This window comes from Pseudomonas sp. HLG18, assembly GCF_051903985.1.
GTDB lineage: Bacteria > Pseudomonadota > Gammaproteobacteria > Pseudomonadales > Pseudomonadaceae > Aquipseudomonas > Aquipseudomonas fluorescens_BT.
The window spans coordinates 94,364-107,171 of the sequence record NZ_CP195831.1; the positions used below are offsets into that span (position 1 = coordinate 94,364).

The window sequence follows — 12,808 nt, forward strand, 5'->3', positions numbered from 1 at the left end:
AAACAACTAACCGGAAAACGATCCGGTCCGCCGGTTAGTTGTCTTCAAGTTTCAGCGGGGCGGGGTGGATGCCGTTTCCGCTGCATCTTCACTGCGATGCAACGCTACCTGGCGGATCGACAATCGAATCTCCGCCGGCAGTACCCGTTTCGCTGCACCTTCGGCCAGTTCGCCGAGCAGTTCGTGATAGCTCAATTTGCCGGCTTCGTCGCGACGCAGCACGTCGAGGTCGAGCAGGGTCTGGATGAAATGACGGAACAGGCTCTTGTCGAAGAACTCCGGCGCATTCAGGCCGTGCAGGATCGACAGGCGCTGGGCCATGACCGTGCACAGGTCTTCCAGTTCTTCGGCGCTGATGCTGTTCTGCCCGGCATTGAGCAGCAACGATACGGTCATGTAGAAGCGTTGCAGGGTCTGGGCGATGCTTTTCGACAGCAGGGTCAGCAGCACGAAATGTCGTGAGCTCGGTGCCGGGCGCAGGTAGACGTCTTTCTCGAAACGCAGCAGACCCTGTTCGACGAACGCTTCCAGCCACTGATCGATCACCGCATCCAGTTCGTCCAGGGTCCAGCGGATGAACAGCTCCGATTGCAGGTACGGATACAGTGCGCGGGTGTAGCGCAGGATCTGCTCGCGGCTCATGCGCGAAGTGCTCTGGAAGAAACTCGCCAGCAACGCCGGCAGGGCAAAGATGTGCAGCACGTTGTTGCGGTAGTAGGTCATCAGGACGGCGTTCTGCTCGTCCAGATACAGAATCTTGCCCAGCGCATCGTTCTGCTCGGACAGCAGGTCCATGTCCTTCACATGCTCGATCAGCGCCCGGCCATCGCCTTCCGGCAAGGTGGTGTGCGGCGAGTACGGAACCTTGCGCAGCAGCGCCAGATACAGATCCAGCACCCGCGCCATGGCCCGGTCATCGAGTGCCAGGCGGGTGGTCGACAGCAGCGCCAGCGCCACCAGGTTGACCGGGTTGATGGCCGCCGCTTCGTTCAGATGCTGCGCGACTTTTTCGCCCAGGCGATTGGTGGTTTCGTTAAGCCAGGCCGGTTTGAACTGGGGGCCCAGTTCCTGCTGGCGCCAGCCCGGCTGTTCGCTGTCGAGGAATTCCGCCAGTTTGATCGGCTCGCCGAAGTTCACCGCCACCTGGCCGAAGCGCTGCTTGAGCGCGCCGATGACTTTGAAGATGTCGAAGATCGATTCCTTCTTCTTGCTCGCGCCGCGCAGTTCGCCGAGGTAGGTGCGGCCTTCGAGCACGCGCTCATAACCGATGTACACCGGCACGAACACGATCGGCATCCGCGACGACCGCAGGAAGCTGCGCATGGTGATCGCGAGCATCCCGGTTTTCGGTTGCAGCATACGCCCGGTGCGGGAGCGACCACCTTCGACGAAGTACTCGACCGGGAAACCTTTGGTGAACAGCGTGTGCAGGTATTCGTTGAACACCGAGGTGTACAGCGGATTGCCCTTGAACGTGCGGCGCATGAAAAACGCCCCGCCACGGCGCAGCAGACTGCCGATCACCGGCATGTTGAGGTTGATCCCGGCGGCGATGTGCGGCGGGGTCAGGCCGTTGCGGAACAGCAAGTACGACAGCAGCAGATAGTCGATGTGGCTGCGGTGGCACGGCACGTAGATCACTTCGTGACCCTGGGCGACTTTCTGCACGCCTTCGATGTGGTTGACCTTGATCCCGTCGTAGATCTTGTTCCAGAACCAGCTCAGTACCACTTCCAGAAAACGGATCGCGGTGTAGGTGTAGTCCGAGGCAATTTCGTTGCCGTAGCGCAGGGCCTGGGCCTTGGCTTTTTCCAGGGAGATGTTTTCGCGTTCGGCTTCGTCGAGGATCGCTTGCTTGACCAGTGGCTGGTTGAGCAGGCCTTTGACCAGGTTGCGGCGGTGGGAAATGTCCGGTCCGATCACGGCAGCCTTGAGGTTGCGAAAGTGCACCCGCAGGATCCGCTGGGCCATGCGCACGGTGCGCTCGTGGCCCTTGTTGTGCTCGATCAGTTCGCGCAGGTGGATAGGCGCGGAAAACTGCACGCGGGTCTTGCGCCCGAGGACAATCACGCTCAACAGACGACGCAGACGCCCGGTGACCGCCCAGCTGTCGGCGAACAGCAGCTTCCACGGGCTGTTTTCGCTGTCAGGCGACTGGCCCCAGAACACGCTGACCGGAATGATCTGTGCGTCTTCGGCGGCGTTCTGGGTGAGCGCGCTGACCAAGCGAGTCAGGGTCGGCGGCGCACCGCGCTTGTCCTGGCGACCGAGCCAGTCCGGGTCCGGCGTCAGGTAGAAGAACGCCGCCGGCTCCAACAGATTTCCGACTGACACCGGCAGCACCGGGCGCGGCAGTCCGGCCTTGGTGCATTCGGTATCGACCACCGCCAGATCGGTCAGCGATGGGTTTTGCAGGACGTAGAACACCGGACGACTGCGGTCGAGGTTGAGGGTGAACGACGACTGGTTGATCGTCTCGGAGCGAACCCAGAGATACAACAGTCGGCGCAAGGTGCCAAACACAAGACGGCGGAACGGGGAACGGGTCATACGGCTTCTGCGTGAGTGGATAAACCGAGCGTTTGCTCGGGAGGGCGACAGTTTGCCGGATTACTCGAAAATCGGCAAAAAAGCGGCGAAGTAATCTCCTGTTGAGAGTTTTGCCGCCTGTCATATACTCGGCGATCTGTCGCCGGGGCCCTTTTATGGACGTCGGACGCAGGCTGACGTTCCTCAAAGGCTTTCCTGCGAAAAGCCTGTTCAATAATAAAAAAGGAGTATGAACAGATGGCAACACGTGAAACCGGCAACGTGAAGTGGTTCAACGACGCCAAGGGCTACGGCTTCATTCAGCGCGAAGACGGGGTGGACGTGTTCGTGCACTACCGCGCGATCCGCGGTGAAGGCCACCGTTCGCTGACTGAGGGTCAGCAGGTTGAATACGCGGTGGTGGAAGGGCAGAAGGGCTTGCAGGCTGAAGACGTTGTAGGCCTGTAACGCAAATCTTCAGAACACCAAAAATCATTGTGGGAGCGGCGGTTCGACGCTTCGACTTGCTCGCGAATGCGATGTACCAGTCGATATCAATGCTGACTGACACACCGCATTCGCGAGCAAGCCCGCTCCCACATTGGTTCTGTGTCGCCGGTTTTACGCAGTTTTCCAGGTGATCTCTTCTTCACCATCGGCGCTGATCCGAATCCAGCGATCCGCCGTCTCTTCACCTTCCTCTTCAACCCATGTCCCCGGCGCGCAGCGCACTTCAACGTTCAGCGCGGCAAAGGCGGCGCGGGCGCAGGCGATGTCGTCGTCCCATGGGGTCGCATCGCTTTCCAGGTACAGGCTGTTCCACTTGCCTACGGCTTTCGGCAGCCAGGTCACCGGGATGTTGCCGGCCTTGCACTTCCAGGTCTGGCCTTTTTGTACCCAGTCGCTGCACGGGCCAAGGGCTGCGCCCAGCCAGGTGGAAATGGCCTTGTGGTCGACGTCGGCGTCTTTCAGGTAAATCTCGATGTCCGGTTGGCGCATGGATGTCCTCACTGCGGGTCTGAAAAATCCATTCGCGGATTTAGCCGGCCCCGGGCTACTTGCCCGAGTCCAAAAGTTATTGAAGAACGAAATAATCGTAGCGCATCGACACGGTGGTCACGAACGGCTCGGCCTGCTCGATCACCGCCGCACGGCGTTCGGCACTGGCGCGCCAGCCGTGAGGTGTCATCGCCAGCAGGTTGGCGCGATCCTCGGGCTTGTCCAGCGTCAGTTTGAATTCCAGCGTTTCACTGTGCGCCAGCGCCATGCCTTCCGGCACCAGGGCCAGGTGCTTGTCGTCGGTGTATTCGCGCACTTCGTCGTACAGGCGTTCGCGCAGTTCCATCAGGTGGCCGCTGGTCGGGCCGACTTTCATCAGGCCGCCGCCGACACTGAGCAGGCGTTTGGCTTCATCCCAGTCCAGCGGACTGAAGACGCTGGCCAGAAACTGGCAGCTACCGGAGGCCAGTGGCACCCGGGCCATGCTCGCAATCAACCAGGTCAGCGCCGGATTGCGTTTGCAGGCGCGCTTGACCGCTTCCTTCGAGATGTCCAGCGCGTAGCCATCGGCGTCCGGCAAGGCCTCGGCGATCTGCGCGGTGTAGTAACCCTCGCCACAACCGATATCGACCCAGCGCGCCGGCGCATAACCCGCCGCCAGCTCCGCCAGGCGCTTGGCCACCGGGGCGTAATGCCCAGCGTTCAAAAAGTCGCGGCGGGCCTCGACCATCGCCTGATTGTCGCCAGGGTCGCGGCTGTTCTTGTGCTGCACCGGCAACAGGTTCAGGTAACCCTGGCGCGCGCGGTCGAAGCGGTGGCCGGCGGGGCAGACCACGCCGTTGTCCACTGCGTTCAGCGGTTCACTGCAGATCGGGCACGCGAGCATCAGGCAAGCAACTTGATCAGAGTCTGGTAGTAAATCTCGGTCAGCACGTCGAGATCGGCCGCCAGCACGCGCTCGTTGACCTGGTGGATGGTCGCGTTGACCGGGCCCAGTTCAACAACCTGAGTGCCCATGGTCGCGATGAAACGACCGTCGGAGGTACCGCCGCTGGTGGACGCCTTGGTCTCGCGACCGGTGATGTCCTTGATGCTCGACGACACCGCGTCGAGCAGTGCGCCCGGCTCGGTGAGGAACGGCAGACCGGACAGCGCCCAGTCGATGTGCCAGTCCAGGCCGTGCTTGTCGAGAATGTCGGCGACGCGTTTCTGCAGGCCTTCAACGGTTGATTCGGTGGAGAAACGGAAGTTGAACAACGCCACCAGATCGCCCGGAATCACGTTGGTCGCGCCGGTGCCGGAATTGACGTTGGAAATCTGGAAACTGGTCGGCGGGAAGAAGTCGTTGCCGTGATCCCAGTGCTCGGCGGCCAGTTCGGCCAGAGCCGGGGCAGCGAGGTGGATCGGGTTCTTTGCCAGGTGCGGATAGGCCACGTGTCCCTGCACGCCACGCACGGTCAGTTTGGCGCCGAGGGAGCCGCGACGACCGTTCTTCACCACGTCGCCCACCAGCGTGGTGCTCGACGGTTCGCCGACGATGCACCAGTCCAGACGCTCGTTACGGGCGGCCAGACGCTCGACCACTGCCTTGGTGCCGTGATGGGCCGGGCCTTCTTCGTCGCTGGTGATCAGGAACGCGACCTTGCCCTTGTGATCCGGGTAATCGGCGACGAAGCGCTCGGCCGCCACAGTCATCGAGGCCAGGCTGCCTTTCATGTCCGCCGCGCCGCGCCCGCAGAGCATGCCGTGCTCGTCGATCACCGCGTTGAACGGGTCGATCTGCCAGGCGGTCACCGGACCGGTCGGCACCACGTCGGTGTGACCGGCGAAGCACAGCACCGGGCCGTCGCCTTTGCCGTGAGTCGCCCAGAAGTTATCCACATCTTCGATGCGCATCGGTTCCAGCTGGAAACCGGCATCGCCCAGGCGCTGCATCATCTGCTTCTGGCAATCGGCGTCGACCGGCGTCACGGACGGACGGCGGATCAGGTCGATGGCGAGTTGGAGGGTCGGCGAAAGGTCGGCGTGGGCCGTCATGGAAAACTCCGGATGCTGTAAATGTGGGAGCGAGCCTGCTCGCGATGATGATGTCCTGTTCAACATAAGTGCTGAATGTGACGGACTCATCGCGAGCAGGCTCGCTCCCACAGGTCTAGGGGCAGGCCATTGGGGCCTCGGCCCTGCAAAATGGCGGTTATCTTAAAGCAAAACGGCGACCATTGGCCGCCGTTTAGTGCTTCGTCGAGGAATTAGACGACAGGTGCCGGTTCAGGCGTCGCCGAAGGTTTTGGCAGCGACGACAGGAACGCCATGATCAGCGCCGCTACGTATGGCAGCGACTGCACCAGCAGCATGGCCACCCAGAAGCGCATGTCGTTGCTCGGAATGCCCTGCACCAGGAAGATCCCCAGCGCCGCGCCCCACAACAGCAGCATGATGAACAGCTCTTCCCGGGCCTCGGAAATCGCCACCCAGAAGCCATGGTTGTCGGCGTTTTTCGGGGTGCGGAAGAACGGAATGCTGCTGGTGAAGAAGCCGTACAGCACCGCTTTGGCGATGGTGTGCGACAACGCCAGACCGGCCAGTGCCGCGCAGAATGCATCCTTGAGGTTCACGCCCACGGCGCGACGGTAGAGGAAGATGATCTTGCCGACCTTGAACACGAACAGCGCCAGCGGCGGGATCGCGAAGATCAGCAGCGGCGGATCGACCCGTTGCGGCACGATGATCATCGCCGCCGACCACAACAGCGCGCCGACGGTGAAGAAGATGTTCATGCCGTCCGCCACCCACGGCAGCCAGCCCGCGAGGAAGTGGTAACGCTGGCCGCGAGTCAGCTCGGTGTCCTTGCCGCGCAGCAGGCTGCGGGTGTGACGCTTGATGATCTGGATCGCACCGTAGGCCCAGCGGAAACGCTGCTTCTTGAAGTCGATGAAGGTGTCCGGCATCAGACCCTTGCCGTAACTGTCGTGGTAATACGCAGCCGACAGGCCTTTCTCGAACACGCGAAGTCCGAGTTCGGCGTCTTCACAGATGCACCAGTCGGCCCAGCCCAGTTCTTCCAGAACCGAGCGACGGGTCATGGTCATGGTGCCGTGCTGGATGATCGCGTCGCGGTCGTTGCGGGTGACCATGCCGATGTGGAAGAAACCTTTGTATTCGGCGTAGCAGAGTTTCTTGAAGGTGCTTTCGTTCTGGTCGCGGTAATCCTGCGGCGACTGCACCACGGCGATTTTCGGGTCGGCGAAGTGCGGCACCATGTGTTTGAGCCAGTTCGGGTGCACGCAGTAGTCGGAGTCGATCACCGCGATCACTTCGGCGTCCTTGGCGGTGTGCGGGATCAGGTAGTTCAGCGCGCCGCCCTTGAAACCGGCCAGGGGCGAGACGTGGAAGAACTTGAAGCGTGGACCGAGGGTTTCGCAGTAGTCGCGCACCGGTTCCCAGACCGCCGGGTCCTTGGTGTTGTTGTCGATGATCAGGACTTCGAAGTCCGGATAGTCGAGGTTGGCCAGGGCGTCGAGGGTCTGTTTGACCATCTCCGGCGGCTCGTTGTAGCAAGGCACGTGAATCGAGACCTTCGGGCGGTAGTTCGAGTCGCCGACCACCGGCAGGAATTCACGGCGACGCTTGTGAATCCACACCGCCTCGGCCAGTTCGTGAGCCTCGGTCAGCAACACGATGAATACCCCGAGCGCACCGAGCGCCAGCAGGAAGCCCACCGTCAGGCTGAACCACGTGCTGTATTGCTGGCTGTAGTCGTAACCGATCCACACCAGCACCGAACCACACAGGAACGCGATAAAGGTCAGGAAGGTACGACCGCGCTGGCGCAGGGCCGAGCCGTCGATCATCAGCAGGGTCAGCGACAACAGCGCCAGCACTACCGAGCCAATGGCCAGCACGCGCCATTGCGGGATCGCCACCACCGGGCCTTCGAAGTTGAATTTCTGCTGGCGCGCGGCGTTGAACACGCCCCAGTAGGCGCCGACCGAACCTTCGTCGCTGGCCTTCCACGGCTGGTCGAACGCTTCGATCACGAAGTAGTTGAAGCCCTGACGGTTGAGTTTGTTGACCAGCGTGCGCAGGTAGATGGCCTGATCCGCCGGCGACGCATCGGCACCACCGCGCATGCGGCCGTTGCTCGGCCAGCCCACTTCGGACAGCAGCAGCGGTTTTTTCGGGAACATCTTTTTCAGGTCGCGGGCGCGGTCGAAAACGAACTGCCCGGCCTTGTCCACTGGAATGAATTCCCAGTAAGGCAGAACGTGCGCGGCGATCAGGTCGACGTGCTTGGCCAGCTCCGGGTGCTCTTCCCAGACGTGCCACTGTTCGGAGGTGGTCACCGGTACTTTCACGGCCGCGCGCACGCGGTCGAGCAGCACGCTGAGTTCCTGGGCAGTGATTTCCTTGCGGAAGATCGCTTCGTTACCGACCACTACGCGAACCACACTGCGCGAAGTGTTGGCCAGTTCGATGGCGCGGGTGATTTCCCGCTCGTTGCGCTCCTGGTCAGGGCTGATCCAGATCCCCAGCGTCACGCGCAGGCCGAATTCTTCGGCCAGTTTCGGGATGTCCTGCAGGGAGCCGTCGACCGAGTAGATGCGGATGTTGTCCGTCAGCTTGCTCATGATCTCCAGGTCGCGGCGCATTTCATCGTCGGACGGATACTGATCCTTCTGCGGGAACTGTCCTTGCTGGAACGGTGAATAGGAGAAACCGGAGATCTGCTCCGGCCAGTTCGGCGCGGAGACGGGGCGGTTGATCAGCGCCCAGAAACCGGTGAACAGGGCGGCGATTGCCAGAACCACCACCAGGTTGAGTCCAAATTTACGCGATGACATAGCTGTGTCGGGTTCCAAGGTCTGTGGAACGAAGGGTCGGCTGGTTGACGCCTGAGGGCGCGCATCCTACACCGGCAGTTCGCCGAGTCCTACAACAGACAGGGAAATGCCGGACGTTGGGCAATCCAACCCGACTTAAGTTCTTTCGTTTCAGCATGTAAGGCAAATCTTTGTTACGTGCAGCTTTAATTAAAGCAGGCAGGTTCGCCGTTCATAGCGCAAAGGTGCTCTTGGCCGCCGACGGCCCTATAATGCGCGCCGGTTTTTGGGGTAATGGTCATGAGTACAGAAGATCCGCGGTTTGCAGGCATCGCCCGCTTGTATGGCATCGAGGGCCTCGAGCGCCTGCGTGCAGCCCATGTGGCGATTGTCGGCGTTGGCGGCGTCGGTTCCTGGGCGGCGGAAGCCATGGCCCGTTGCGGGGTCGGCGAGATTTCGCTGTTCGACCTCGACGACGTCTGCGTCAGCAACGCCAACCGCCAGTTGCACGCGCTGGACAGCACGGTCGGCAAACCCAAGGTCGAGGTGATGGCCGAGCGTCTGCGCGGGATCAACCCGGACTGCAAGGTGCATGCTGTGGCGGATTTCGTCACCCGCGACACCATGGCCGAATACATCACGCCGAACATCGACTGCGTGATCGACTGCATCGACGCCGTCAACGCAAAAGCCGCGCTGATCGCCTGGTGCAAGCGCCGCAAGATCCAGATCATCACCACCGGCGGCGCTGGCGGGCAGATCGATCCGACGCTGATTCAGGTCTGCGACCTCAACCGTACGTTCAATGATCCACTGGCCTCGAAAGTGCGCTCCACTCTGCGTCGCGATTACGGCTTCTCGCGCACTGTGACCCGTCACTACAGCGTGCCGTGCGTGTTCTCCACCGAACAATTGCGTTACCCGAAACCGGACGGCAGCATCTGCCTGCAGAAGAGTTTTGTCGGCGATGGCGTGAAGCTGGACTGCGCCGGCGGGTTTGGCGCGGTGATGATGGTGACGGCGACGTTCGGCATGGTCGCGGCGACCAAGGCCGTGGAAAAGATTGTGGCGGGCGTTCGGCGCCCGGCGGATCGGGTCAAGCCTCAGGCCTGAAGCCCAGGGCTGCGCAGCAGCCCTTTTACTGCGCCAGCTCGTTCATCCGCTGCAGCACGGCATTCAAGCCGTTGCTGCGCGACGGCGACAACTGCCGCGACAGCCCCAGTTGATTGAACCAGTCCGGCAGATCGATTTGCTGCAACTCAGCGGCAGACAAGCCGTTGACCCGCAACAGCAGCAACGCCACCAATCCGCGAATCATCCGCGCATCGCTGCTCGCCGCGAACTGCCAGAGACCGTCGCGCAATTCGCCAACCAGCCACACCTGACTTTCACAGCCGTGCACGCGGTTGGCCTCGCATTTGTCCGCATCGCTCAACGGCGGCAGGCGATCACCCAACTGCATCAACAGCCGCGCCCGCTGTTCCCAGCCCGCGGCGTTCTGAAACGTTTGCAGCGCTTCGGCGGCCTCGACCGGCAGGCTCATCGCAATAGCTCCAGCGCCTGATCCAGCGCTTCAAAGAAACGCTCCAGATCTTCGGAATCGTTGTACAGCGCCAGCGACACGCGAATCGCCCCGGCCAGTTCGAATCGCTTGAGCAGCGGCATCGCGCAGTGGTGCCCGGCACGTACAGCGATGCCCTGTTCGGTCAGCAAGTGCGCGAGATCGGCGTTGTGTACGCCTTCGACGACAAAACTGGCCAGCGCCAGTTGCGGTTTGCCCAACAGACGAATGCCGTTGCGGGCGGCGAGACCACGCAACAGGTAATCGTGCAGCGCCGCTTCGTGGGCGGCCACCGCGTCCTGATCCAGACCGGCCAGATAGTCGAGGGTCGCACCGAGGCCGATCACGCTGGCAATCGGCGGCGTGCCCGCTTCGAAACCCAGTGGAGCAGGGCGGAAACGGGATTCGTGATAATTGGCTTCCAGTACCATTTCGCCGCCGAACTGCCACGGCCGCAGTTGCTCAAGTGCGCTGTTGCGCCCGAACAGCACGCCGAGGCCATCGGGGCCGTACAGTTTGTGGCTGGAAAACACGTAAAAGTCGCAACCCAGTGCCTGCACGTCATGCCGGCCGTGGACCACGCCTTGAGCGCCATCGACGACGGTCAACGCATTTTGTGCCTTGGCCATCGCCAGCAGGGCCGGCAACGGTTGCCACGCGCCAAGCACGTTGGACAACTGGCTGACCGCCAGCAAGCGGGTGCGCGGGCCGATCAGGTGAACGGCAGCAGCGAGGTCGATCACGCCGTCATCGTCCAGCGGCAGTATCACCAGTTTCAGGTCGCGACGTTGTGCCAGTTGCTGCCACGGCAGCAGATTGGCGTGATGCTCCAGGGCGCTGATGACAATTTCATCGCCCGGATGGAAAAGAGGTTCCAGGCCATAGGCCAGCAGATTCAGCGCACTGGTGGCGCCGTGGGTGAAGATGATCTGCCCGCTGTCACCGGCATTCAGCCACTGGGCAACCTTCAGGCGACTGTCCTCGAACGCCTGCGTGGCGTGGGCGCCGGGCAGGTGCTGGGCACGGTGCACGTTGGCCGCGCCATTGGCGTAGTAATGCGCCAGCGCGTCGAGCAGAGCCTGGGGTTTTTGCGTGGTGGCGGCGTTGTCCAGATAGGTCTGGTCTTGCCGTTGCAGGGCGGCGATGGCCGGGAAGTCGGCGCGCCAGGGGGAGGGAATCATCATCTGTTCAGCCCTGTGAACTTGGGCGGATATACACCGAACCTTGTGGGAGCGGGCTTGCTCGCGAATGCGTCGTGTCAGTCGAAATCAAGGGTGACTGACACACCGTCTTCGCGAGCAAGCCCGCTCCCACAGGAGGTCACAGCGGCGCTTAGTTGTGAGCGTGCAGCGCTTCGTTCAACTCGATCGCCGATTTGTGGGTTTTGCATTCCACGGCACCGGTTTCCGAATTGCGACGGAACAGCAGGTCAGTCTGGCCGGCCAGTTCACGAGCCTTGACCACTTTGACCAGGTTGTTGTGCTCGTCCAGCAGAGCCACCTTGGTGCCGGCCGTCACGTACAGGCCCGACTCGACGGTGTTGCGGTCGCCCAACGGGATACCGATACCGGCGTTGGCGCCGATCAGGCAGCCTTCGCCTACCTTGATCACGATGTTGCCGCCACCCGACAGGGTGCCCATGGTCGAGCAACCGCCGCCCAGGTCCGAACCCTTGCCGACAAACACGCCAGCGGAGACGCGGCCTTCGATCATGCCCGGACCTTCGGTGCCGGCGTTGAAGTTGACGAAACCTTCGTGCATCACGGTGGTGCCTTCGCCCACATAGGCACCCAGACGCAGACGTGCGGCGTCAGCGATACGCACGCCGGCCGGTACCACGTAATCGGTCATTTTCGGGAACTTGTCTACCGAGAACACTTCCAGCAGCTCGCCGCGCAGACGGGCTTCGAGTTGCAGCTCGGCCAGTTCGCTCAGGTCGATCGCGCCCTGGCTGGTCCAGGCCACGTTTGGCAGCAGCGGGAAGATCCCGGCCAGGCTTACGCCGTGAGGCTTGACCAGACGATGGGACAGCAGGTGCAGTTTGAGGTACGCCTCAGGGGTCGAAGTCAGTTGCGCGTCTTCGGCCAGCAGGGTGGCGACCAGCGGCTTGTGGCTTTCGGCCAGACGGGTCAGCAACTTGCCCTGTACCGCATCGATGCCTTTCACGGCTTCAGCCAGTTGGGCGGCTTGTGCGGTGGTGAAGGTGATGGCCTGGTTGCCTTCGGTGTAGCCGAGAATCGGTGCAACGGCAGCGACCAGTTCGGCCGATGGATTGAGCAGCGGCTGAGCGTAGAACACTTCCAGCCACGCGCCTTGACGGTTCTGGGTGCCGACGCCGAAGGCGATACTGAACAGAGAGTTGGACATGTGAATACCTCTACAAAAAGTGACGGGCTGCTTACTTGAGGGCGGCCGCGTAGATATCTGGCTTGAAGCCAATCAGGGTTCGGTCACCGAGATCGAGCACCGGGCGCTTGATCATCGAGGGTTGAGCGAGCATCAGTTCGATGGCTTTCGACTGGTCGAGATCGGCTTTGCGTTCGTCGTCGAGTTTGCGAAAGGTCGTGCCCGCACGGTTCAACACCGTTTGCCAGCCATGCTCGTCGCACCATTGGGTCAGGTGCTCGCGATCAATGCCGGCGGTCTTGTAATCGTGGAAGTCGTAGCTGACAGCGTGTTCATCGAGCCAGGTGCGCGCCTTCTTCATGGTGTCGCAGGCTTTGATGCCGAAAAGGTGCAACGTTTTGCTTGAAACGGTCAAGGAATCGCCCCCTTTACAGGTGCTGAAAAAAAATGGTGTCGGATTATGCCATGACCAAACCGTTTCGCGGCGGCCGAGGTTGATTTCCCGGACGGGGGCTGCGACATAGGTGCAACGGTCACGCACAGCCTAAGCGGC

At 61.8% G+C, this 12,808-nt stretch carries 11 protein-coding genes; 2 read left to right on the forward strand and 9 right to left on the reverse strand.

Annotated elements, in window-relative coordinates:
* Positions 1–51: 51 nt before the first annotated feature.
* Entirely contained in the window at positions 52–2,550 is a 2,499-nt protein-coding gene (gene plsB, locus ACSPX5_RS00450) for a glycerol-3-phosphate 1-O-acyltransferase PlsB (RefSeq protein WP_169429047.1), read from the reverse strand.
* A gap of 237 nt (positions 2,551–2,787) precedes the next feature.
* Between plsB and ACSPX5_RS00455 the strand changes: the two genes are divergently transcribed.
* Positions 2,788–2,997 (forward strand): cold shock domain-containing protein, encoded by a 210-nt coding sequence (locus ACSPX5_RS00455; protein ID WP_007954750.1) that lies wholly within the window; start codon positions 2,788–2,790, stop codon positions 2,995–2,997.
* A 153-nt stretch (positions 2,998–3,150) separates the two neighbouring features.
* On the opposite strand, the gene ACSPX5_RS00460 is transcribed toward ACSPX5_RS00455, so the two are convergent.
* The 4 genes from ACSPX5_RS00460 to ACSPX5_RS00475 all read right to left on the reverse strand — a co-directional run bounded on the left by ACSPX5_RS00460 (position 3,151) and on the right by ACSPX5_RS00475 (position 8,369).
* Positions 3,151–3,528, reverse strand: coding sequence for a hypothetical protein (locus ACSPX5_RS00460; RefSeq protein ID WP_323159940.1), 378 nt, complete (start codon positions 3,526–3,528; stop codon positions 3,151–3,153).
* Positions 3,529–3,604: 76 nt separating this feature from the next.
* Positions 3,605–4,414: a putative RNA methyltransferase gene (locus tag ACSPX5_RS00465; protein WP_439820758.1), complete on the reverse strand. Its 810-nt coding sequence runs from the start codon at positions 4,412–4,414 to the stop codon at positions 3,605–3,607.
* Positions 4,414–5,565 carry a succinyl-diaminopimelate desuccinylase gene (gene dapE, locus ACSPX5_RS00470; protein ID WP_169429050.1) on the reverse strand — a complete coding sequence of 384 codons (1,152 nt, stop codon included), beginning with the start codon at positions 5,563–5,565 and terminating at the stop codon, positions 4,414–4,416. Before dapE ends, ACSPX5_RS00465 begins: the two co-directional genes overlap by 1 nt.
* Positions 5,566–5,777: 212 nt before the next feature.
* Complete coding sequence (locus ACSPX5_RS00475) at positions 5,778–8,369, reverse strand: glycosyltransferase (protein WP_169429051.1); 2,592 nt, start codon at positions 8,367–8,369, stop codon at positions 5,778–5,780.
* A 273-nt stretch (positions 8,370–8,642) separates the two neighbouring features.
* Between ACSPX5_RS00475 and tcdA the strand changes: the two genes are divergently transcribed.
* Positions 8,643–9,461: a tRNA cyclic N6-threonylcarbamoyladenosine(37) synthase TcdA gene (gene tcdA / locus ACSPX5_RS00480; RefSeq protein ID WP_207866786.1), complete on the forward strand. Its 819-nt coding sequence runs from the start codon at positions 8,643–8,645 to the stop codon at positions 9,459–9,461.
* Between the two features lie 25 nt (positions 9,462–9,486).
* Here the strand turns inward: tcdA and ACSPX5_RS00485 are convergent, their stop codons facing one another.
* The 4 genes from ACSPX5_RS00485 to ACSPX5_RS00500 all read right to left on the reverse strand — a co-directional run bounded on the left by ACSPX5_RS00485 (position 9,487) and on the right by ACSPX5_RS00500 (position 12,670).
* Positions 9,487–9,891, reverse strand: a complete 405-nt coding sequence (locus ACSPX5_RS00485) for a SufE family protein (protein ID WP_439820759.1) — start codon at positions 9,889–9,891, stop codon at positions 9,487–9,489.
* Positions 9,888–11,093: an aminotransferase class V-fold PLP-dependent enzyme gene (locus tag ACSPX5_RS00490; RefSeq protein WP_439820760.1), complete on the reverse strand. Its 1,206-nt coding sequence runs from the start codon at positions 11,091–11,093 to the stop codon at positions 9,888–9,890. Before ACSPX5_RS00490 ends, ACSPX5_RS00485 begins: the two co-directional genes overlap by 4 nt.
* 148 nt (positions 11,094–11,241) lie before the next feature.
* Positions 11,242–12,276 carry a 2,3,4,5-tetrahydropyridine-2,6-dicarboxylate N-succinyltransferase gene (gene dapD / locus ACSPX5_RS00495; RefSeq protein ID WP_169429055.1) on the reverse strand — a complete coding sequence of 345 codons (1,035 nt, stop codon included), beginning with the start codon at positions 12,274–12,276 and terminating at the stop codon, positions 11,242–11,244.
* 31 nt (positions 12,277–12,307) lie between these two features.
* Entirely contained in the window at positions 12,308–12,670 is a 363-nt protein-coding gene (locus ACSPX5_RS00500; protein ID WP_003222107.1) for an ArsC family reductase, read from the reverse strand.
* Between the last annotated feature and the right edge of the window lie 138 nt (positions 12,671–12,808).

Excerpts from the sequence above, each read along its gene's own strand:
- plsB (WP_169429047.1), bottom strand. The coding sequence starts at position 2,550 with ATGACCCGTTCCCCGTTCCGCCGTCTTGTGTTTGGCACCTTGCGCCGA.
- ACSPX5_RS00455 (WP_007954750.1), top strand. The coding sequence starts at position 2,788 with ATGGCAACACGTGAAACCGGCAACGTGAAGTGGTTCAACGACGCCAAG.
- ACSPX5_RS00460 (WP_323159940.1), bottom strand. The coding sequence starts at position 3,528 with ATGCGCCAACCGGACATCGAGATTTACCTGAAAGACGCCGACGTCGAC.
- ACSPX5_RS00465 (WP_439820758.1), bottom strand. The coding sequence starts at position 4,414 with ATGCTCGCGTGCCCGATCTGCAGTGAACCGCTGAACGCAGTGGACAAC.
- dapE (WP_169429050.1), bottom strand. The coding sequence starts at position 5,565 with ATGACGGCCCACGCCGACCTTTCGCCGACCCTCCAACTCGCCATCGAC.
- ACSPX5_RS00475 (WP_169429051.1), bottom strand. The coding sequence starts at position 8,369 with ATGTCATCGCGTAAATTTGGACTCAACCTGGTGGTGGTTCTGGCAATC.
- tcdA (WP_207866786.1), top strand. The coding sequence starts at position 8,643 with ATGGTCATGAGTACAGAAGATCCGCGGTTTGCAGGCATCGCCCGCTTG.
- ACSPX5_RS00485 (WP_439820759.1), bottom strand. The coding sequence starts at position 9,891 with ATGAGCCTGCCGGTCGAGGCCGCCGAAGCGCTGCAAACGTTTCAGAAC.
- ACSPX5_RS00490 (WP_439820760.1), bottom strand. The coding sequence starts at position 11,093 with ATGATGATTCCCTCCCCCTGGCGCGCCGACTTCCCGGCCATCGCCGCC.
- dapD (WP_169429055.1), bottom strand. The coding sequence starts at position 12,276 with ATGTCCAACTCTCTGTTCAGTATCGCCTTCGGCGTCGGCACCCAGAAC.